17 protein-coding genes are annotated in these 20,913 nt (G+C 43.7%); 13 read left to right on the forward strand and 4 right to left on the reverse strand.

From position 1 onward, the window contains the following. The first annotated feature begins 70 nt into the window (after positions 1-70). From G9G53_RS23290 to G9G53_RS23330, 9 genes are all read left to right on the forward strand, one after another. Complete coding sequence (locus G9G53_RS23290) at positions 71-850, forward strand: ABC transporter ATP-binding protein (protein ID WP_165150584.1); 780 nt, start codon at positions 71-73, stop codon at positions 848-850. Next, complete coding sequence (locus tag G9G53_RS23295) at positions 816-2,828, forward strand: ABC transporter permease (RefSeq protein WP_165150586.1); 2,013 nt, start codon at positions 816-818, stop codon at positions 2,826-2,828. Before G9G53_RS23290 ends, G9G53_RS23295 begins: the two co-directional genes overlap by 35 nt. Positions 2,829-3,009: 181 nt before the next feature. Next, the gene (locus tag G9G53_RS23300; protein ID WP_029518489.1) at positions 3,010-4,119 is read left to right on the forward strand and encodes a TolC family protein; all 1,110 of its coding nucleotides are present in this window, start codon (positions 3,010-3,012) and stop codon (positions 4,117-4,119) included. Between the two features lie 35 nt (positions 4,120-4,154). Next, positions 4,155-5,615 carry an efflux RND transporter periplasmic adaptor subunit gene (locus G9G53_RS23305; RefSeq protein WP_165150588.1) on the forward strand — a complete coding sequence of 487 codons (1,461 nt, stop codon included), beginning with the start codon at positions 4,155-4,157 and terminating at the stop codon, positions 5,613-5,615. Then, complete coding sequence (locus G9G53_RS23310) at positions 5,612-6,349, forward strand: ABC transporter ATP-binding protein (RefSeq protein ID WP_029518487.1); 738 nt, start codon at positions 5,612-5,614, stop codon at positions 6,347-6,349. Before G9G53_RS23305 ends, G9G53_RS23310 begins: the two co-directional genes overlap by 4 nt. Beyond that, positions 6,346-7,560, forward strand: coding sequence for an ABC transporter permease (locus G9G53_RS23315; protein ID WP_029518486.1), 1,215 nt, complete (start codon positions 6,346-6,348; stop codon positions 7,558-7,560). The genes G9G53_RS23310 and G9G53_RS23315 overlap by 4 nt, the downstream gene beginning before the upstream one ends. A gap of 66 nt (positions 7,561-7,626) precedes the next feature. Further along, positions 7,627-8,568 (forward strand): polysaccharide deacetylase family protein, encoded by a 942-nt coding sequence (locus tag G9G53_RS23320; protein WP_165150590.1) that lies wholly within the window; start codon positions 7,627-7,629, stop codon positions 8,566-8,568. Positions 8,569-8,608: 40 nt separating this feature from the next. Then, the gene (locus tag G9G53_RS23325) at positions 8,609-9,085 is read left to right on the forward strand and encodes an RNA polymerase sigma factor (protein ID WP_029518484.1); all 477 of its coding nucleotides are present in this window, start codon (positions 8,609-8,611) and stop codon (positions 9,083-9,085) included. 177 nt (positions 9,086-9,262) lie between these two features. Further along, entirely contained in the window at positions 9,263-10,864 is a 1,602-nt protein-coding gene (locus G9G53_RS23330; protein WP_029518483.1) for an alpha-amylase family glycosyl hydrolase, read from the forward strand. A gap of 243 nt (positions 10,865-11,107) precedes the next feature. Here the strand turns inward: G9G53_RS23330 and G9G53_RS23335 are convergent, their stop codons facing one another. The 4 genes from G9G53_RS23335 to G9G53_RS23350 form a co-directional block, all read right to left on the reverse strand. Then, entirely contained in the window at positions 11,108-11,890 is a 783-nt protein-coding gene (locus G9G53_RS23335; protein ID WP_029518482.1) for an HAD family hydrolase, read from the reverse strand. 30 nt (positions 11,891-11,920) lie between these two features. After that, positions 11,921-12,970: a 2-amino-2-deoxy-D-mannitol dehydrogenase GutB1 gene (gene gutB1 / locus G9G53_RS23340; protein WP_029518481.1), complete on the reverse strand. Its 1,050-nt coding sequence runs from the start codon at positions 12,968-12,970 to the stop codon at positions 11,921-11,923. Positions 12,971-13,004: 34 nt separating this feature from the next. Further along, positions 13,005-14,273 (reverse strand): aspartate aminotransferase family protein, encoded by a 1,269-nt coding sequence (locus G9G53_RS23345; protein ID WP_238438022.1) that lies wholly within the window; start codon positions 14,271-14,273, stop codon positions 13,005-13,007. 164 nt (positions 14,274-14,437) lie between these two features. Further along, positions 14,438-15,646: an MFS transporter gene (locus G9G53_RS23350; protein WP_029518479.1), complete on the reverse strand. Its 1,209-nt coding sequence runs from the start codon at positions 15,644-15,646 to the stop codon at positions 14,438-14,440. Positions 15,647-16,156: 510 nt separating this feature from the next. On the opposite strand from G9G53_RS23350, the gene G9G53_RS23355 reads away from it, so the two are divergent. From G9G53_RS23355 to G9G53_RS23370, 4 genes are all read left to right on the forward strand, one after another. After that, complete coding sequence (locus G9G53_RS23355) at positions 16,157-17,065, forward strand: AraC family transcriptional regulator (protein WP_029518478.1); 909 nt, start codon at positions 16,157-16,159, stop codon at positions 17,063-17,065. A gap of 117 nt (positions 17,066-17,182) precedes the next feature. Further along, a complete protein-coding gene (locus G9G53_RS23360; RefSeq protein ID WP_039275006.1) occupies positions 17,183-18,247 on the forward strand; it encodes a Gfo/Idh/MocA family protein in 1,065 nt (354 codons plus the stop codon). A gap of 679 nt (positions 18,248-18,926) precedes the next feature. Further along, positions 18,927-19,955, forward strand: a complete 1,029-nt coding sequence (locus G9G53_RS23365) for a helix-turn-helix transcriptional regulator (protein ID WP_165150592.1) — start codon at positions 18,927-18,929, stop codon at positions 19,953-19,955. A 136-nt stretch (positions 19,956-20,091) separates the two neighbouring features. Continuing rightward, positions 20,092-20,886: an SDR family NAD(P)-dependent oxidoreductase gene (locus G9G53_RS23370; RefSeq protein WP_165150594.1), complete on the forward strand. Its 795-nt coding sequence runs from the start codon at positions 20,092-20,094 to the stop codon at positions 20,884-20,886. Positions 20,887-20,913 lie beyond the last annotated feature (27 nt).

Consider the following 20,913-nt stretch of genomic DNA (forward strand, 5'->3'; position numbering starts at 1 on the left):
AATGTTAATCGGTCGCTTCACTTATCTGGATGGATTATGATCATAGCATAGGAAAAGAAAGGAATGAACGATGGAGATTGTACGAATGGATCAAGTTACCAAAATATACTATGGCAAGGTTCCCTACCGAGCTCTTAACAATATCCATTTAACGATCAAACAAGGCGAGTTTGTTGGTATTATGGGGCCGTCTGGTAGTGGGAAGACTACATTATTAAATATGATTTCGACCATTGATATGCCGACTTCTGGCGAGGTTAGCATTAAAGGAGAAAATCCACATCTGCTCAAGAAGGATAAGCTGGCTTTATTTCGCCGCAAAGAACTGGGCCTTGTATTTCAAGATTATAATTTGCTGGAAACCCTCACTTTGGGAGAAAACATACTGTTTCCTCTGATGCTGAATAAAAAAGGGTTAAAGGAAATGGAGCACAAACTGGAAGAGGTAGCGAAAAAACTGGATATTACAGATGTTTTAGACAAACGGCCTTATGAGGTATCGGGGGGACAAAAACAACGTGCAGCCATAGGCAGGGCTATGATTCATTCTCCTTCGCTCCTGCTTGCAGATGAACCAACCGGAAATCTCGATTCCAAGTCTTCGCATGTTGTAATGGAAATGCTGAGCCTTGTCCACCGTGTAGACTATTCTACAATTGTGCTGGTAACACACGGCGCCTTGGAAGCCAGCTATTGCGACCGGGTAATTTTTATTAAAGATGGTGAGTTATATAATGAAATCCGTCGTAGTCATAGTCAGCAAATATTTTTTCAGGAAATCATAGATATGCTCTCCTTTTTGGGGGGAAGTAGACATGCACATGAGCTTTCGTCTGTTAGCATGGAATAATCTCAAACGCAATGCGCGTGCTTACGTTCCTTATTATTTAAGCAGCTCCTTGATGATTACGATTTTTTTCGTATATGCGGTATTTATTTTTCACCCGGATGTCTCGAATGTAATCACAGCAGCTAATGTAAAAAAGGGATTACAGGTTGCGGATTTGTTGATTTTTGTATTTTCCTTTTTTTTCGTATTATACACAAATAATATCTTTGTTGCTGCACGTAAGAAAGAATTGGGTATACTCACCATTTTAGGAGCAAGTCATAGGCAAATTTATTTTTTGATAGCTATTGAAAATCTAATTATAGGCTTTTTATCATTGGTTACTGGTATGATTGGGGGATTTGTTTCAGCGAAGTTTTTTCTGCTTTTGGGCTCCAAAATCACAGGAATATATTTGAGATTTTATTTTCCCTGGAAGGCACTGGCTTTTACAGGAATCGGCTTTATGTTTTTGTTTATATTGATCTCACTTGTGTCTGTTTTCTTTATCCGACGTTTTAAACTACAGCAGCTTTTTAGCAAGGCTCCTCAGCTCAACAAAGAGCCTAAAGCTTCATGGAGTCTGTCCATTCTTGCCGTAGTATTAATCGGAGCGGCTGTATATTTAATGAAGCTTGATTTTTCACCCTACATTTATCTGGCACCTTATCGTTTAGGGACCCTTTCCTTTTATATATTGCACTATTCGGTTGGAGACACCTTTAAATATACAATTATAATGGGATCTCTGGGTATTTACTTATTTTATACTCAATCATGTGTACTATTCATTCAATTGCTTAGAGCTAACAGGAAATGGTCTTGGAGCGGATCGCGTTTGTTATGGTTATCTGAGATCACATATAAAATGAGGAATAATGCCGGGCTTTTTTCATTGATTACCCTCATTTCTATCATTTCCTGTGTAGGAGCCGCATCAACTTTTGACTCCATGCAACAGCAAAAAAGATTTCTTAGGGAGCAATCTTATTCATTTGCATTTACTTCTGATGTTGTAAGTTCTAACGAGCTTGAAAAAGAGATTGACCAAAATCTGTATACGGCTGGAGTGGATTATGGAAAAGGTGAAGTATTAGTCTTCCCTTTTCGGGAACAGATTGCGCCAGTGATGAAACAATCCAACTATGAAGCACTTGCTTCCAAGTTTAAGAAGCTAAAACAGGTACCTACGCTTCGGGAGAATCAAGGTTTTTTCATTATCGATCCAAACGAGATGCCTCTCGAAGAAAAGAAAACCCTTTTTGAAAAAAAGCTAACTTACAAGCAAGGGAAATCTCATATGATGAATCTTGAGATTATGGATACTAAGACGATAGATCATAACCTGAAGTTTGATGGAAATATCGTCTCTGAACTAGGAAGGCTACTTGTTGTTTCTGATCGAACTTACGACTATTTAATTGAACATCGGTATTTCAATGATCCGTTGGCATTTAAATCTACTTATTATTTTGTGCCAAAATGGAAGAATGGCCAGCTTTCCTTAGAAACTTCTGAAACTCAACAAGAGGTATGGTTGTATTCTGTGTTGGCCAATAGGGTGAATAAAGGGGTGCTTAACTCTAGGGCCGTAGACTATTTGACATCGGAGATGGATCTGGTTATTAGTGAATTTATTGGCGGATTTATCGCCATTATTATGTTGGCAAGTACAGTAAGCCTGCTGTATTTCAGACTATATGTAGATCTTCAGCGAGATGAAGAAATATACCGAGCTTTATCGAAAATTGGACTAAACTCAAGGGAAATGAGACAATCGGCTTCCAGACAAATTGCATTCCTGTTTCTTCTGCCATTAGTCGTATCGTCTATGGGAATGGTGCTTTGTTTAGTGATGTCAGAACCATCTGTAATATATGGAGTACCCGTTCATCTTACGCTGATTCAGATTATGCTGTGCTTCTGGGCCATCCAATTTCTTTCCTTTCTTATTGTACGTTCTCTGTATCTTCGTCAATTAGATTTAAAGATACTATAAGGAACGGTACGTTGTGTGTAAAAAGTTGCAGAAGGGCAGGACGGTGTTCCTCCTTTCTGGAATGTGCACCGAATAGAAGGTAAGGTCTCAAGTGGGATACAGAAGAAAACACATAATTCATATAACAACTTATTTAAGAACCGACCTTAGTCGTTACCATATTTTTAAAGTGGGGATATCTATGAAAAAACGTATGTTCATTTTATTGCTGCTCGCCTTGTCGGCCAGTTCTTTATCAGAGTCCTTTGTTCAAGCAGAGGAGGCGCAGCAGCAGGTTACCAAAGCAAGTGTGAAATTAACACTGAGTCAAGCCCAGCAGTGGGCACAATCCAATAGTTTTAGCTTGAAGGAAGCCCAGCAGACGATAGATCGCAACCGGATTATGCTAAAAAATGCAGGCAAGAATCTGGACTTCATTCCGGCAGGTCAAGGCAACGGTGAAGAAGATGCGGCTAGTAGTTCAGCATGGAAGGGGTATGCTTCATCGACAGTTTCTTATTTGGAATCCAAAAAGCAAATCGAACTTGCCCAAGATCAGACAGATTACACTGCAATGAAGAATTATTATGACGTACTTCTGGCTGATAACAAAGTAAAGAGTAGTGAGGATGCACTTTCGCTTGCGCTATTGGAGGAAAAAGCTGCTGAAGCGAAGGCCAACCGTGGAAAAATTTCTCCAGGTGATCGAAGTACGATTATTCAGACTCGTATAGAGGCTCAAAAGAATGTAGACATTGCTAAAGCTGCACTGCAAAAAGCGCAGGATTCGCTTAATACACAAATGGGACAGTCACAAGGAAATTTATATGAACTGGTGGACAGACCCGTTTACCGGAAAATGGATAACACGAATCTGGATACACTAGTGTCGCGTGCCATCTCAGCGAGTCCTTCGGTATGGAGACAGGAGGAGGCAGTCAAGCTAGCAAAAATGGAAATTAAATATTACACGTGGAACTCGGGAACGGATGACTATGAAATTAAACAGATAGATGTAGATTCAGCACAAGGTGGACTGGAAAATACCAAGGATCAACTGGCAGAAACACTGAAAAGTATGTACTTTAATTTACAGCAAAATGAAGAACAATACGAACAAATGCGAAGTAATCTACAGAACCTTAGTAAAGTGTTGGACATTTCTCGCAAAAGAAAGGCACGTGGATTTGCAACAGGTACGGAGGTCGCCACGAATCAGTTGAAAGTAAAGCAAATCGAACGGAATATGGATGAACTCATTGTTCAAATGACGCTGCTGCAACATGCTTTAAACAAGCCGTGGAGTGTATAGGATTTAGCAAAAATACAATTTAAGGGGATATAACATTGTCGGAAACAGAAAAGAAAGATAAAAATTCATTACAAGTATTAAGAAAGAAAAGAAGAGTGAAAAGGAGCATAGGTATTCTGATCTTGCTCATTATAGCGGGAATTGGCGGTACGCTCTACATGAAAAGGGGCCAGGAAAAACCTGTGGAGGCTCCGGCGAATCAGGTCGTACAGGTACAGAAAGCTAACATAACCGAGTCGCTTAGCGTGACTGGAACCGTTCAGGCTTCCAAGGAAGTAAATATTAATTTTACAAATATCGAGGGTGCCAAGCTCGTCGCTGTCAATGTCAAAGCAGGAGATAGCGTCAAGGCAGGTCAGGTGCTAGCACGACTAGATGATTCAGATGCCAGGCTGCAAATTAAGGATGCCGAATCTAATGTCGCAATTGCAAGGGCCAAACTGGACGAAGCCAAGCGCGGACCCAAAACAAATGATATCGAGCTACAGAAAGCAAATGTCTTAAAGGCACAGATGGCGATTAAAACAGCCAAGAACGCGATGGAATTAGAGGAAGCTGCTGCGCAAAAGGAGGCAGCCAAGGTGACTTTGGATAAAGCCCAGAAGGATTATGATGACCAGGCTTATCTGGTTCAGAATGATGCGGCAGCAGAAAGTGACCTGGCGACAGCCAAGCAAAATCTGGATAAGGCAAAACTGGATATGAGCAATGCAGAGCTGCAGTACAAGAAGGCACAGACCAAGCAAACTGAGGCGATCGAAGAGGCGGAAATGGGCTATAAAACAGCATTAATACAATTAAAGGCTGCACAGTCCCCACCTGAAGCTTCCAACATCCAATCTGCACAAGCTTCTTTATTGCAGGCTGAAACGGCATTAGAGCAGAAGAAAAGTGTTCTAAGTAAATTACAGGTTACGGCGCCGTGGGACGGGATTATTTTGAAGGTCAACGGCGATGTGGGCACTAGTCCTACTGCACCTTTTATTGTCATGAATAACTCCAACACAGGGGTTATGAAGGTTCTTGCCAAGGTGAACGAAAGTGATATTGCTAAATTAAAGACCGGACTTCAGGCGACAATGCACTCGAATTCATTCCCGGACAAACAATTTAAAGGCGAAGTACGCTTTGTTTCTCCAGAGCCGGTGACGGAAGCCAATGTGACTACATACAAAATTGAATTGTCTTTGGATAGCCAAAACATAAGGCTGCAACCGGGGATGAATATGGATGTATCTCTACTGTTAGCTGAACACAAAAATGCGCTGTCTGTGCCATTGTTTGCCTTGAGGTCTGAAGGCGGTGTGGATGGAGTATATGTGGCGAAGAACACAGCGAATCCGGCCGATTATGAGTTTAGACCCGTGAAACTGGGTGTCTATACAGCGGATCAGGCCGAAATCAAGTCCGGTGTCAAGGAAGGTGAAACCATTGTTATTCCTCCTCAGAACAGCAGTGCTGACCCGAATGGCAGTGGAGGGGGGCAGACACAATGAGTGAAACTCAATCCAATAACACCGTTATTGAAATTAAAGAGCTGAAAAAAAGGTATGAAGTAGGCGGTCAGGAGATTCAGGCTCTACGCAGTGTGAACTTATCTATTAGCGAAGGGGAGTTTGTTGCTATCATGGGACCCTCTGGTTCAGGCAAGTCCACCATGATGAATGTTATTGGTTGCCTGGATCATCCGGATACCGGTAAATACTATCTGGATGGTTACTCCATATTGGATGCTCGTGAGAACGAACTTTCAGAGATTAGAAATCAGAAGCTAGGATTTGTGTTTCAGAAATTCTATCTCCTGCCTCGTACTACAGCTTTAGCAAATGTGGAGCTGCCTATGATGTATGCAGGTGTTCCTGCCAAGGAGCGTCGGGAAAGAGCTATAGAGGCGCTTCGGATGGTGGGTCTTGCAGAACGGATGTATAACAAGCCTAACGAGCTTTCTGGCGGTCAGCAGCAGCGGGTTTCCATCGCCCGAGCTTTGGTGAATCATCCGGTCATTCTGCTGGCAGATGAGCCTACGGGTGCACTGGACACGAAGACGAGCATCGAGATTATGGAGCTGTTCCAAGGCTTGAATGAGCAAGGAAAAACCATTGTCCTGGTTACTCATGAACTGGAAGTAGCGGAATATGCCAAACGATTGATCAGCTTTCGGGATGGTAACATTGAGCGAGATGAGCCTATTGCAAATAGACGAATTTCATCAAGGGTGGTAAGTCTATGAATCTGATGGAAACGATCCGTGTATCGATGAACAGCTTAACTACCAACAAGATGCGCTCATTTTTAACGATACTCGGTATTATTATCGGGGTGGCAGCGGTGATTGCCATTATGGCCATCGGGAATGGCTCAAAGGCCAGTATTAAGGAGGAAATCAATAAGTTAGGAAATAACGTACTTTTGGTTGCTCCCGTCATGCCAATGACTGAGGAAGAAATAAATCAGGATACCTTGCCCTCATTTACGTGGACAGATGTCGAGGCATTGGAACAAAAGAGTTCGATTGCAGCAATGATGCCCCGTATTTCAAGCAGTTCAAAAGCTGCATGGGGGCGATATAACTATAATGCAACCATTGTAGGGACATCTGCTTCATTTTACAAGGCCAAAAAGTTTTCCTTTGCCGAGGGCAGAACATTTACCAACGATGAGATGGATAAACGTAGGAATGTTGCCATTCTGGAAAGCCAAGCGGTTGTGCGTCTTTTTGGTGGAGATACCAAAGGCGTATTGGGACGAACGTTTCAAATCAAACAGATCCCTTTCAAAGTAATCGGAGTATTGAATTCTCAGCCTGTTACGAATTTAAGCTACAGTACAAATGATCAAATCTACATCCCGGCTACAACCATGATGAACCGTCTGGGTGAGAAAAACATTACTGGTCTGGAGGTATCCGCCAAGTCACCAGGCTTGATGGGTCAGGCTCAATCAGACATATTGGAAAGCTTGCGTGTGACGCATCAGCTAAAACCTTCGGAACCGGATCAATTTCAAGTAATGAGTCTGTCCGAAGCAGCAGGTGCAGCATCCGGTGTAGATAATATCATGACCAGCTTGCTGGGAGGTGTAGCTGCGATCTCACTTGTGGTAGGGGGAATCGGAATTATGAATATTATGATGGTGTCGGTTATAGAGCGCACGAAAGAAATTGGTATTCGAAAAGCTATTGGTGCCAAGCCAAGAGATATTATGATTCAATTCCTGTCCGAAGCGGTCATTTTTGGTCTGCTAGGGGGGATGCTCGGGGTTGTTACAGGCGTAGGCGCCTCCAAAATAATCGAAGCAACAGCACGCATGACCATTGAATTTACAATCTCGCCGATCCTATATTCGTTTCTTAGCTCTGCAGGTACAGGCATTCTATTTGGGGTATATCCGGCTTATAAAGCAGCAAGATTAAAACCAATAGATGCATTGAGATACGAATAATTGAATGGGCACATGGTCGCAACATAAAACGTGAACTGCTTCTAGATTTTTGGAGGAATATATACTATGGAAAAAAGCTATGTGCAAAATAGAACCAGAGCTCATCGAATGAAGAGGAAGAGAAGAAGACTACTGTTTATTATTCTCATTTGTATGGTTCTAATGATTATAAAACTCTTTGACATCTTCAGTAGTAAACCACAGCCAGTTAAAACGATTGAATATGCAGAAAAAATAGAATCAGTATCAACCGACAAACTAAATAACAAATCCAAAGGGAGCGAATCTTCTCTACAAAATGTTTCGGATGTTGAAGATGCAGCATTTGTTGAAAAGTACTTAAATCAGCAAATGCAAGGGCAGCGACCTGAGGGGATCGACGGTAAAAAAGTAGTCTATTTATCTTTTGCTGATGGTCCATCGGTTACCGTAACGCCTAAAATATTAGATATTCTTAAAAAAGAAAGTGTGAAAGCAACGTTTTTTGTGGTAGGAAAAGCAGTAGAGGAAAATGAAGTGACTAAAAAAACAACAAAAAGATTGGTTAAGGAAGGACATGCGATCGGAAATCATACCTACTCACATGACTACAGTTATTTGTATCCGAATCAGACTGTGAATTCGAGCAGTTTTATGAATGATATTGAAAAAACAAATCAAGTTTTAAAGCAAATATTGGGGCAGAATTTTTCCACAAGAGCGATTCGATTTCCAGGCGGCCACATGACATGGCAGAGAAATGATCCCGATGGTATGGAAGTACTGGACAAAGCACTACAGGATAAGGATTACCATCAGATTGACTGGAATGTGTTACCTAAAGATGCAGAGGGTGCACGTAAGAATGCTGAGCAATTAATTAGTGAATTCATGAGAAATATTGGGACTAGAGAAAAAGCAGTGGTACTCATGCATGACACTTATGGGAAGGAAGAAACAGCCAAAGCCTTGCCTGAAATCATAAGATATTTAAAAAAGCAGGGATATGAATTTAAGACTATCAAGTAACGTACCGATTTCAATCAAAGCAGAAGGGATACGCAATAATATGGATGTTAAAGATCTGGAGGATCTATATTTATCTTGCAAATCAGACCTCTTTGGCTATCTATTGAGGATATTGCATAACAAACAGGATGCTGAAGATTTGTTGCATGAGTGTTTTATTCGGTTTATAAGAGCTTCGCCTGACTTGCCCCAAGATCGTATTCGGTTTTACCTTTTGAGAATTGCCAAAAATTTAGCTATAGATTTAATCAGAAAACGAAAAAAGATGGAGGAATACATTTTACGTAAGGGGCTGCTCCACTATCACTGGGATATCCTTGATTTTGAAATTCAGGAGGAGGTCAATCAAATTCTCTTGATGGCAAGTAATACCGAGCAAAGAACGGTACTTGAATTGCGATTAGTCCAAGGATACTCCATAAAGGAAACGGCTAGAATTTTAAACAAGAGTGAGAATGCAGTGAAGTCTTCGCTTCACAGAGCTTCCCAACGTATTAAATTGAGATATATTTCTTGAACTGATTGGATGAAAAGAGGAGTAGACATAGAGTCTGCTCCTCTTTTCGCTCAATACAGAGATAAAACAATAAGATCGATATTTTCCACCATAATAGATAATAAATATCCCCTTTTTTTGGATTGTTTCTATTTATAATGAAAGCGCACCCATAACAATCAAAGGAGCTGATTTGTTTTGACACGTAACAAACGCTTAAGAAGATTGTCCACCGCCATGTTAACGGTGCCTATGCTCACGATGTTCGCTTCAAGCGCAATGGCAGAGCAGGAATCGAACGGACATAAGCCTCCGGTTTCTACTGGAAGCGGCGTATTTTATGAAATTTATATCAATTCTTTTTATGATTCGAATGGAGACGGACATGGTGATTTGAAAGGAATCACACAAAAGCTTGATTACTTAAACGATGGAAAACCCCATTCGGGTAGGGATTTGCAGGTCAGCGGCCTCTGGCTTATGCCCCTAAATCCATCTCCAAGCTACCATAAATATGATGCAACTGATTACTATCAGGTGGACCCACAGTATGGGAGTCTAAATGATTTCCGCACCTTGATGAAAGCAGCGGACCGAAAGGGCGTTAAGGTGATCATGGACCTTGTTATCAATCATTCAAGCAGCGAGCATCCATGGTTCAAGGAGGCCAGTGCCAACCCGCAAAGCAAATTCCACGACTATTACGTATGGGCGGATGAGAACACAGATTTGGAAGAAAAGGGCTCGTGGGGTCAGCAGGTATGGCATAAGAATCCGAATGGCGAAGGGTATTTCTACAGTACGTTCTGGTCGGGCATGCCGGATCTGAACTTTGACAATCCCGAAGTCCGCAAAGAAATGATCAAAGTCGGCAAGTATTGGCTGCAGCAAGGTGCAGACGGGTTCCGACTTGACGCGGCGATGCATATTTTTAGAGGACAGACGAAAGATGGTGCGGATAAGAACATTGCCTGGTGGAGTGAATTTCGTTCCGAGATGGAGAAGGTAAATCCAAATGTATATCTGGCAGGAGAGGTATGGGACAAACCGGAGACCATAGCTCCTTATTACGGACAGCTCCACTCCTTGTTTAATTTTGACCTGGGCGGAACGATTTTGAAGTCCGTGAAAAACGGCCGAGATCAGGGTATCGCGGCATTCGCCGAGAAAACGCTGCAACTGTACAAATCATATAATAAGGCGGCACTCGATGCTCCGTTCCTGAGCAACCATGACCAGACTCGTGTCATGAGCGAGCTAGGCGGGGATGTGCGAAAAGCCAAGCTGGCCGCTTCCATTCTTTTAACGCTTCCGGGTCAGCCGTTCCTCTATTATGGCGAAGAAATTGGTATGAAGGGAGAGAAGCCTGATGAGTTTCTTCGTGAGCCTATGCGCTGGTACAAGGGAGAGGGCCCTGGTCAAACGACATGGGAGAAACCCAAATACAACAAAGGCGAGGTATCAGTGGAAGCGCAGCTGAGAGACGATGATTCCCTGCTGGAAAGCTATCGCACACTCATCCGTCTGAGGGAAAAACATGAAGCTTTACGCAGCGACAGTCTGCAACCTATACAAGCAGGCTCTGCCAGCGTGACCGCATTTAAACGTACTTCAGGCAAAGAAGCACTGTATGTATATCATAACCTGTCTGGAGAGCCGGTTACCTTGCAGATGAAAGATTCCGATAAGGGTAAATGGAAAGTGGTCTTCTCCACCTCAAAGGATGTGAAGGTGAAGAAAGGAACAGTTAAAATTCCGGCTTACAGTTCTCTGATTACCGAAGAAGACAGAAAGAGCTGAATATACGCAAAATTACCGTTCAGATGAAGCAGGGCATATATCGTTGAATCCAGTTTGGGGTGTTAACAGCACCCCTTTTTTCTATTGAACCGGAAACGTACGTGTTCTAACTATACCGATTTGACGTAAAGCACGCCCCTTAGAGTACACACAGGGAAGGAAAAATGACATTCTCCAGTGTATATTCCAAGGGGCATTATTTAATACCCTCAATCATAGTAAAGATCGGACGATTCCATATGATTATAAAGGGGGTATGCCTTCCGGTATGTTTCGACTCTTGCTCTTGGCAAGCAACTGCTCATCAAACGGCAAATTCTCTTTGATCGCCCACAGATCGTCATAGCTGAGAATACAGCGATCAGCTCTGGACAGATCCTGCCGGCCGGAGCCGGGGTTATGGAAGCCGATACAGTACATTCCTGCACTTTTGGCTGCCTGGACCCCGTTATGTGAATCCTCAATAACGATGCAATGGGCCGGTGCAATGCCTAGCTGCTCGGCGGCGTATAAGAAGATGTCCGGTGCCGGCTTACCCTGCAGTACCTCTTCACCGGTGATTCGAATGTCAAAGTAACGGCCAAGTCCTGTCTTTTCCATAATGAGATCAATCAGCGCCCGCGGAGAGGAAGAGGCCACCGCGACCGGAATCCCTTTCTCTTGCAGCCAGTCCAGCCACCGCTCCAGTCCATCGATCGCCGCAAGGCCCTCGTGTGCAATCATTGTCTGCATCACATTTTTTCGGTGATAGGACAAGGCCTCTTCCACCGTATTGGTGAGCTGATGCCTGTCCAGCACTTGACGCCACATGGATTCGAGTGTCACTCCGACATAGGTGTGATGCTCTTCTTCCGTCATGGGCGCACCGAAATGGGCAAAGGAGCTGCGTTCGACCTCAAAGTAGATCGGTTCGCTGTCTACTAACACCCCGTCCATGTCGAAAATGACCGCTTTGACTGGAACGGACGCGGATAGGTCTCCTGTGCATTCATTATTCGTCGGTGTAACATGATGGATGCTCGTCATGTCCATTCTCCCCCTTGTTAGTAGCTAAATTTAGTTGTCGGAGCCACTAGATTGCAGCACAATCTTGATCGCCTGAGACGAGGGCTGAAGTGTCCGCTCGCTGATATTGCATCCAAGCGTCTTAAAGGCTTCATGGTAGTCATCCAGCGGATACGAGTGGGTAATGATTTTTTTGGCGGGAATGATTTGCTGCTCAATCAGGTAATGCGCCGTGGAGAACGTGCCCAGAGAATCAATCGAACCGATGATTTTAAGGCTACGGTCAACTACCTCTTTCGGATTAAACGAGCTTATCCCATCTCTCAGCCCCACCAGCATCAAATACCCGCCGCTCGCAAGCTGGCTTAGTACCTCAGTGCCGACCACTCCTGTGGTGTCCACAATCATGTCCACCTGATTTTTTAACGGAGCCAGCTTATGAATGGCCGATTCCAGTGTGGCGTGCGCGGACCACCGTTCGGGGGCAATAGAATCCGCTATGGCGAGCCGTTCCTCCGAGATGTCAACAAGGCAACCAGTTACGCCTTTCGAAGCAAGAGCATAGCTGTACAGAATCCCGATCGGACCTGCGCCTATAATAACGGTTGTGAAGTTCGGCAGCAGGTTAATCTGGTTGATTCCGGTCAGCATACAGCTCAGCGGCTCGGTCAGCGTCGCTTCTTCGTAGCTGATATGGTCCTTCAACTTGTACAAAAAACGGTCCTCAGTCACATAATAATCGGTGAACGTACCGTCTGCGCTGACTCCGGTCTCTGTTACGGATTTGTGTGTGCAATGATTTTGTCTTCCTGTCCGGCACATTTCGCATTGGCCGCAGTAGTAAGTTGGATCAATCACCACTCGGTCTCCAGGCTGCAGTGAACTGACGGCTGGTCCTACAGCGATCACATCCCCCGCTGATTCGTGCCCCAAAATCGTAGAAGGCACGGCATGATATTTGCCACTGATGATACCTAGATCCGTACCGCATACGCCAGTCGCCCGAATCCGGACGAGTACATCGTTATCTTTTTTTATCTCCGGGATAGGTCTTTCCTCAAGTGCGACATCCCAAGCTGATTTATATACAAGTGCGAGCATGTATAATTCCTCCTTTTGCTTATTGGGCAGATCTTTAGTGAAGGGTAGCAAGAACGGCGTCAAGCCGTTTAACAATTTCGGCAATCTCATCTTCGGTAGCCGTGAGGGAAGGTCTGACTTTGACCACATTCCCATAACCGTAACGGGAACCTCTCAGAATTAATTGTTGTTCCTCAAATGCGCGATCGATAATCCCGTTGCTTTTCACTGCATCCGGGGCATCGTCCTCGTCTACAATTTCCAGTCCCCACATCAGTCCGACGCCACGAGCCTCACCAATGCAATCATACTTGTCGGCCATCTCCGTCAGTAGGGATCCGAGCAGGCTTCCTTTGGACCGGACGGCTTCCAGAAAACCGGGCTCGGTTACAACCTCCAATGTGGATTTGGCTGCCGTGACCGAGATCAGATTGCTGCCCGAAGTAAAGGAATGTTCGTGCTTCTCCAGGACATCGAGACGAGACTGCATCAATACCGCCGCAACCGGGACTCCAATACCACCCAGACCCTTAGCGAGAGTAATAATATCCGGTTGGATGTCAAACAGTTCACTTGCGAACATGTAACCTGTCCGCCCGATTCCGGTCTGCACTTCGTCTGCAATCAGAATCATCCCATGCTCGTCGCATAGCTGACGGAGGCGCTTGAAATATCCTGCAGGCGGGATGATATTACCTCCGTTGCCCAGAATGGGTTCAATAATCATGCAGGCCACAGACCCTGAGCTTCCATACTCAATGGCGTCCGATATAGCGTCAATACAATGATGACCACACTTGTCTGGTGAAGAATTAAAAGGACAGCGATAACAGTAGGGGGCAGGCACATGCAGAGAATTTGCTGCAACTGAGTTAGGGAAATTCTTGCGACGAAAGGCATTACCGGAAATGCCTGTTGCAAACTGGGTTTGTCCATGATGTGACAGATGCAGACTGATGATATCGGTTGCTCCGGTGTATTTTTGGGCCAGCTTCACAGCACATTCGTTCGCTGTGGAGCCGGTAATATCTCTCATCCATCCGGCGTCTATGCCGTTCGGGGCATACTGGATTAGATGATCTAGGACTTCTTCGACATAAGGCTCTGTAAAAGTAGAAGACATGTGTGCAAGATTGCCGACTTGCTCCTGTACTTTGCTTACGACATGAGGGTGGTTATAACCGAGCGACAAGTTGAAGGTGCCGGATACGCCATCCAAATACTCCTTACCCGAATCGTCAATTAGAGTAATGCCTTTACCATATCTGAAACGTTCTTTGGTCAACGTATGCACGATATTTCCCCTCCATATCAGAATATACATTCTTATTAAGTCATCTTTATAAAGTCTACCACCCTATCAGAGCATAACGAGGCTGAACTCACCTCCCCAAAATAAGAAATCCACCTTCCTTGCCCTCATGGACAAGGGAGCATAATCCGGTGCTTCTGCGATAGGCCTCACCTCCCCTAAGAACTAAAACAATATCATCCTTCCTTGCCCTGATGGGCAAGAGAGTCAACGACTCGGCTGCCCCGATCATTCCACAGATGCGTGAGAATAAGTGCCAGCAGCAAAATCAGAGTAAACCCTCCTAAAATCCAGAGGCTAGCCGCCACTGGCCATTCGCTCATGCTCCAGCCAATTACATATTGAAGCACCGAGCCGCCAATTCCGCCCGACGCAATCAGAATGCTGGTCGTCCGCTCGGTCATTCCTGGAATCAGCACGTTGGCATAGACAAGCGCGATACAGAAGAGTCCAGACATGAATAGACCTGCACCGAAAATTATTAGGTATGTAGCCCATTGGCTGGATATAAACACCATGGCAACCAGGAAACAGAAAGTACCGATTGCACTCCATAGCAGGTAAGGAATATATCCTGCTGACTCTGCAATCCTTCCTGAGAACATACGACCAATGATCATTGCAATCCAAAGCACGCTGACACCCAGCGAGGCTACGGATCCTTGAAGATGTAGCGTCTCTGTCAGAATAGAAGGTAGGAAGTTCATGAGCCCCAGTTCAAGACCCATATAAACAAAGAAGAATATAATGAAGATTCCTAGCAATACACGATGCTGTCCAGAGTAACGGGCTTGTTCAACTGAACGTTCAGTAGTTCGGATGTCTGCTTGGGTAAGGTGAGAGGAGGCGGATGTAGGCATGGTAAGCCACAACAGCGCTAAGACAAAAGTGAGAAGGGAGATGGTGTAAAAGGTTAGATTCCACATTCCAAGCCAGATATACAGGCTAACGATCGCCGGAATAAGCAGTGCACCAAGTGCAAAGTAGACATCCAGCTTAGACATGGCCACGGCTTTTTGCTCCTCCGTGAACTCAATGGTAAACGCTCCGATGGACGATTCAATGATGCCTGAGCCGAAACCAACCCAGATGGCCATTGCGATGACCCAATTCCATGAGGGTAGTACACCCAAGATAATGCACGCTGCCACGATACTACCCAGGGCTATGGATAACATGGACTTGCGACCCAGATGCAGAGCCATGAAGGGGGTGAGCAGAACACCGACAAGAAATCCGAAAAACTGCAGGAACAGCAGTAATCCACCATCGCTGTACCCCCGTCCATAGTGAGATAGTAAAGTCGGCAGTAATGCCCCAAGCACCACACTGGTGACGCCGATTAACAGATAGAAAGCACAACTTAAAGCGAATAGTCTCTTCAAGGCCTGTCCCTCCAGTAGGTCATATTTTTTATATGAGTATTTTTTTTACTAGAATATACCATCACATTGGAAATGTATATATATTTTTATATAGGAAATGTAAAAAATTAATTTGACAATTTTACACGTATATAACTTCAATTATGTTTAATCCAGTTAAGGTGAAACCTTTATCTAAAGAAACTGCAAGCGGCAGGAGGGAATAAGATCAGTCCAAATTGTTCTCGAACGCCAAACGGCTCATAATTAAGTCATAACTTTGAGTTTGCAATAATGTTAGTAAGGATACCTAGTAAAGATGCCTAACAGTTGCTTTACTTCATAGCAACTATGATTGATAGGGTAGAAAAACGAATGTTAAACGCTTACAATTCAAAAGGGAGAGGGGATTTTATTCGCTAGTTGAGAAGGAGAAGCATAAAGAAGGGAAGAAAGGAATGCAGTGCAGCATAATTATCATTAGTCATGTGCACGGCTTTTTGAACTTTACTGCAAAAGGAGTCTACCAAAATGAATTTTTATTTAGAAATCCCGGAGCTTGACCGACATTTTCCTTTCCGGAGTTTTATTAATAAAGGCGACGTGCTTTGCTATCCTCATTGGCATAAAGAAATTGAAATTATTTATGTGACCCAGGGAACCTTGGATCTGGGAATTAACGATATTTCGATACGCATGAAACAAGGTGAAGTTCAGTTTATAAATGGGGGGGATGTTCATTATTTCTTGGCCTCTCCCGACAGCGAACGGGTGGTTATTCAATTTGATCTGAGCTTTTTTCAAGAGGTTTCCACATTAAGTGATCAGAAACGCCCTCTAAGATATATATTTACGGAGATGGAGCAATCAAGCTGGAACTGGCCAGAAGAAACAGCAGCTAAAATGCTTCCTCTGATTCAAAGCATTTATGATGAGAACGTCAACCGACACGAAGGCCATGCTTATATGATCAAAGCCAAGGTGTTTGAGATGTTGACTCTTATTATGCGTGAAGTGCCGAGAAGCATAACCCCAAGGCTTCCTGAACTCTCAGAAAGAACCTTAACACAATCCAAGGACACTCTTTATAAACTGGAACGTATTTTTGAGTATGTGGAATGTCATTATCATGAAACCATCTCGCTGAAGAATGTCGCTGATTATATGGGGTTCAGTCCTTATTATTTCGCCAGGCTGTTTAAGAAGAATACGGGGATGACCTTTGTAGCATTTTTGAATGATTACAGACTAAATAAGGCAAAATGGATCTTGTTGAATGAAAACAATCCGATTACTGAGGTCGCAGAGGCGGCAGGGTTCAGTAGTGTAAAGACGTTTCATCATCTCTTTAAGGAAGCGACAGGAACATCACCATTGAAATACCGCAGGACAATATTCGGGAATAAAACAGCAAGAAATGAGGAGGAAAGCTTTTCATGAGATTTGTATGATAGAGCTATCCGACGAAGTGAAGGGTGAGTTACGAAGACATTAAGATTTATGGATACGTGAGCAACCGATTGATATGCGGTGGGCTTAAATCAGGAGTGGAGGAAGATGAAAATGGACAATCGTATATACAATGTAGTCATCATCGGTTATGGAGGCATGGGAAGCTACCATGTTCAATTGATCGAATCTAATCAGCAACTTGCCGTTGGCGGTGTATATGATATTGTCGATTACCGGATGGAACTGGCTGCGGCTGCCGGCTATAAAACCTACGCGAGCCTGGACGCCGTTCTGGCCGATGAGGCCGTCGATATTGTTTTGATAGCAACACCTAATGATGTTCATAAGGAAATCGCGATCCAGGCGCTACAAGCCGGAAAGCATGTCATTTGCGAAAAACCGGTTACGATAACGAGCGCGGATTTCTTGGATATTGTTGAGGTGGCAAAGAAAGAAAATCGTGTGTTTACGGTACATCAGAACCGTCGATGGGATGAAGACTTCCGAATTATCAAAGATATAATTGGCAATAAGACCGTGGGCGAGCTTTTCCAGCTGGAATCGCGAGTTCAGGGAGCTAATGGCATTCCAGGTGACTGGCGGCAACTAAAGGCGTATGGAGGAGGAATGCTACTGGATTGGGGAGTACATCTGTTGGACCAGCTGCTTCAGATTACGGACAGCAAAATAGAAAGCGTAGCTGCTACCCTAAGCTATATTTTGGGGACTGAAGTGGATGACGGCTTTGCCAGCTTTATTGAGTTCAAGGACGGCCTGACCGCAGTCATTGAAGTGGGTACAACCAATTACGTAAAGCTGCCACGCTGGTATATTAAAGGAACCGAAGGAACCGCAGTGATTCGAGATTGGGATTTGAGTGGAGAGATCGTCACCCGAAATCCAGATGTTGCTCACGTGGAACCCAAGCCGATTCAAGCAGGTCAAGGATTGACGAAAACGATGGCGCCGCCGTCTGAGGAATCTACCCTTAAGTTCCCGATTGAGAAAATACCTGCTGCTGCAGAAAGCTTTTATGAGAATTTTGTCTCCACCATCGAAGGAAAAGCGGAGATTGCGATCAAAAATGAAGAAGTACACCGTGTATTGGTGCTGATTGAGACGATTTTTGAGGCGGCAGCAACCAAAAGCGTGATTCGAAGAACTATTTAGATTTGCTCTATTTTTCGATCCATCATAAGAGAGATATATAGGAACCTGGAGAGAACCAAACAGATTTATTCAATGAAATTTTGGGATGCATTTAAGTAATCAGTAAACCTTTGAAATGGTGAGCAAAATAATTTTGCCCACCATAAAACTCAAGCGGGTACCGCTCCACAACCGAATTCTATGGCTTGATCATTTTTAAGTTGCTGAGATTTCGAATAGGTTTAATTTACACGTAAAGAGAAGAAGATGTTTTTACATAAAAATTAAATCCGCTATTTCCTCCTTATAAATCAACACATTTCACTCTAAATCTTCCATGTAAACATAAAATAATCCATGAAAGACCTAGAATAATCAGTATTAAGATAATGACATTCCTAGGAGTGTCGGTGATTTGGGGTTTTAAAAACACACTCATAAACATATGGGTGTGTTTTTTGGTGTTGAGAATGAGTCGTTCATGCATTAACAGAATTTTATCATGATTAAGTAATTCGCCAAATCACTCATCATTGATTGAAAGTAGCCCAGGTAACAAGATGATGTAACATTTTCCACAGCTTATTACGTTAATGTAGACACCTTAACGTACTTAAGAGTATTCTTATGTGTACTTAAGAGGGATCCCATCGCAACCAAAACCAATGAATATGTAAGTATATAAAGGAGGCCCATATATATGAAGTCTCATACCTCTGACCGTATTAAAATCCCGCCAGGATTGTGGACAGGATTATGTCAGTTAGGGTTTGGCGCCCACGACGTAGCACGTAAAGCACGACTGCCGATCACCATTATTACTGAACCAGTAGTCACCACCGCCCAATATTTCGCGATCTGGCAGGCATATTCTGATCTCATTGGTGACACAGCCCAAGGAATCATCAAGCTTGTGACCGTCTTTGATACAGCGAAGTACCCACCGACTGTCTTAGCGACTTACCACGCTCGGGACTACCGCGACGCTCTAAACCGAATGGCTCGGTACAAACAACTGTGTCCCCCGGAAAACCTACATATCACGGAGGAGGGCGAGCACTGTACAATTGATCTGGAGTGGCTATCTCCCGAGCAGTCTGGTCCGCCGATGCTGGTTGGTAGCACGCTGGCTTGTCTTCTGGAGATTGGGCGCCGGGGCACAGGTCAACCTTTGAAAGCGCAGCTTGTTGAATTTTCGCACTACATGGGCGATATGCAAGCCCTTGAAGCTTATTTCGGCTGTCGTATCCGGATTGGTGCAAAATGTAACCGATTGACGCTACATCGAAGAGACCTGGACCGCCCCTTTGTCTCGTACAACGAAGAGTTGCTGGAAATCTTGACTCCTGTTCTGGACCGATCGTTGGATGAACAGCAGCGCAGCCGTTCAATTACCGAGATGGTCAAATGGATCATGAAACGCAGCCTTACAAGAGGGCGCCCCGACATTCAGGCTGTGGCGAAGGAGCTCAGTATGAGCGATCGTACCTTGCAGCGCCGGCTTACTGACGAAAATACGAGCTTCAAGATTCTATTGACAAAAGCTAGACATGAGCAGGCACGAGAGTACTTGGCAGACCCCTCGCTCGATATTAAAGAGGTAGCATTCTTGATTGGATACGAAGATCAAAACTCGTTTTACCGCGCCTTCCGCCTATGGGAGGGGGATACACCTTCAAATTGGCGAACTGAACATTTAGGTACAAACTCGATATCAGGAGCACACTAGGACTGCCTAATGAGTTTTGTCATTTGGCGTGTTAAACAAGAACTTTGGCGCAATATGCTAGTTACTGGACAATCCAGACAAGATAATATAATCACTATCCGGAGCACGAGACTGTTTAAAAAAGGAGAAGTGTATTATGGATATGGGATTAAAATATAAAACAGCTTTAGTTACAGGATCAACGAAAGGCATAGGTAAAGCAATTGCCATTGAACTAGCCAAAGAAGGTGTTAATGTACTAATTAATGGACGAAATTATGAAGAGGTAGAACGAACTGTAAATGAAATTAAGTCAGATTTCCCAGCTACCTCCCCTCAAAATGCTACAGCCGATATTGTGGATATTGGACAAAGAGAAGCCTTATTTGAAAAATACCCCGAAATTGATATTTTAGTTAACAATATGGGTATTTATGAAATTATGCAATATGTGGACGTAGACGATGAAGTATGGGAAAAATACTTCCGCACTAACGTTCTTGCTGCAAATGGACTATCAAAATTTTATTTACCTAAAATGTTGAAAAATGATTATGGTCGCCTTATTTTTATTGCGAGTGAAGAAGCAATTATGCCTTCAGGACAAATGCCTCAGTATGGTATGACAAAATCTATGTTGTTGTCATTGTCAAAAAGCTTATCTAAATTAACAATAGGAACAGAAGTTACAGTCAATACGATCATGCCGGGACCAACGCTCTCTGAGAATGTGCACCAAATAATTGAGAGTATGTATCCTCATGAAGATATGACTTTTTCAGAAAAAGAGAAAGATTTTATGGTTACAAACCTGCCTCAATCTGAAATACAGCGATTTATCAAGCCTATTGAAATAGGAAGACTAGCTACATTTGTATGTAGCCCTTATGCATCTGCATTTAAAGGTTCTCCAATCCGTATGGATGGAGGAATGGTACCGACTATTTTTTAGCGTTTGTGGAGAAACTTGCTGAAATTA

It is taken from the genome of Paenibacillus sp. EKM206P (assembly GCF_011066155.1).
Classification (GTDB): Bacteria; Bacillota; Bacilli; order Paenibacillales; family Paenibacillaceae; genus Paenibacillus; species Paenibacillus polymyxa_D.

Coding starts and splice junctions, on each gene's coding strand:
- G9G53_RS23355 (WP_029518478.1), top strand. CDS start 16,157: ATGAATTTTTATTTAGAAATCCCGGAGCTTGACCGACATTTTCCTTTC.
- G9G53_RS23290 (WP_165150584.1), top strand. CDS start 71: ATGGAGATTGTACGAATGGATCAAGTTACCAAAATATACTATGGCAAG.
- G9G53_RS23315 (WP_029518486.1), top strand. CDS start 6,346: ATGAATCTGATGGAAACGATCCGTGTATCGATGAACAGCTTAACTACC.
- G9G53_RS23320 (WP_165150590.1), top strand. CDS start 7,627: ATGGAAAAAAGCTATGTGCAAAATAGAACCAGAGCTCATCGAATGAAG.
- G9G53_RS23335 (WP_029518482.1), bottom strand. CDS start 11,890: ATGACGAGCATCCATCATGTTACACCGACGAATAATGAATGCACAGGA.
- gutB1 (WP_029518481.1), bottom strand. CDS start 12,970: ATGCTCGCACTTGTATATAAATCAGCTTGGGATGTCGCACTTGAGGAA.
- G9G53_RS23365 (WP_165150592.1), top strand. CDS start 18,927: ATGAAGTCTCATACCTCTGACCGTATTAAAATCCCGCCAGGATTGTGG.
- G9G53_RS23370 (WP_165150594.1), top strand. CDS start 20,092: ATGGATATGGGATTAAAATATAAAACAGCTTTAGTTACAGGATCAACG.
- G9G53_RS23300 (WP_029518489.1), top strand. CDS start 3,010: ATGAAAAAACGTATGTTCATTTTATTGCTGCTCGCCTTGTCGGCCAGT.
- G9G53_RS23360 (WP_039275006.1), top strand. CDS start 17,183: ATGAAAATGGACAATCGTATATACAATGTAGTCATCATCGGTTATGGA.
- G9G53_RS23310 (WP_029518487.1), top strand. CDS start 5,612: ATGAGTGAAACTCAATCCAATAACACCGTTATTGAAATTAAAGAGCTG.
- G9G53_RS23345 (WP_238438022.1), bottom strand. CDS start 14,273: ATGTATATTCTGATATGGAGGGGAAATATCGTGCATACGTTGACCAAA.
- G9G53_RS23325 (WP_029518484.1), top strand. CDS start 8,609: ATGGATGTTAAAGATCTGGAGGATCTATATTTATCTTGCAAATCAGAC.
- G9G53_RS23295 (WP_165150586.1), top strand. CDS start 816: ATGCACATGAGCTTTCGTCTGTTAGCATGGAATAATCTCAAACGCAAT.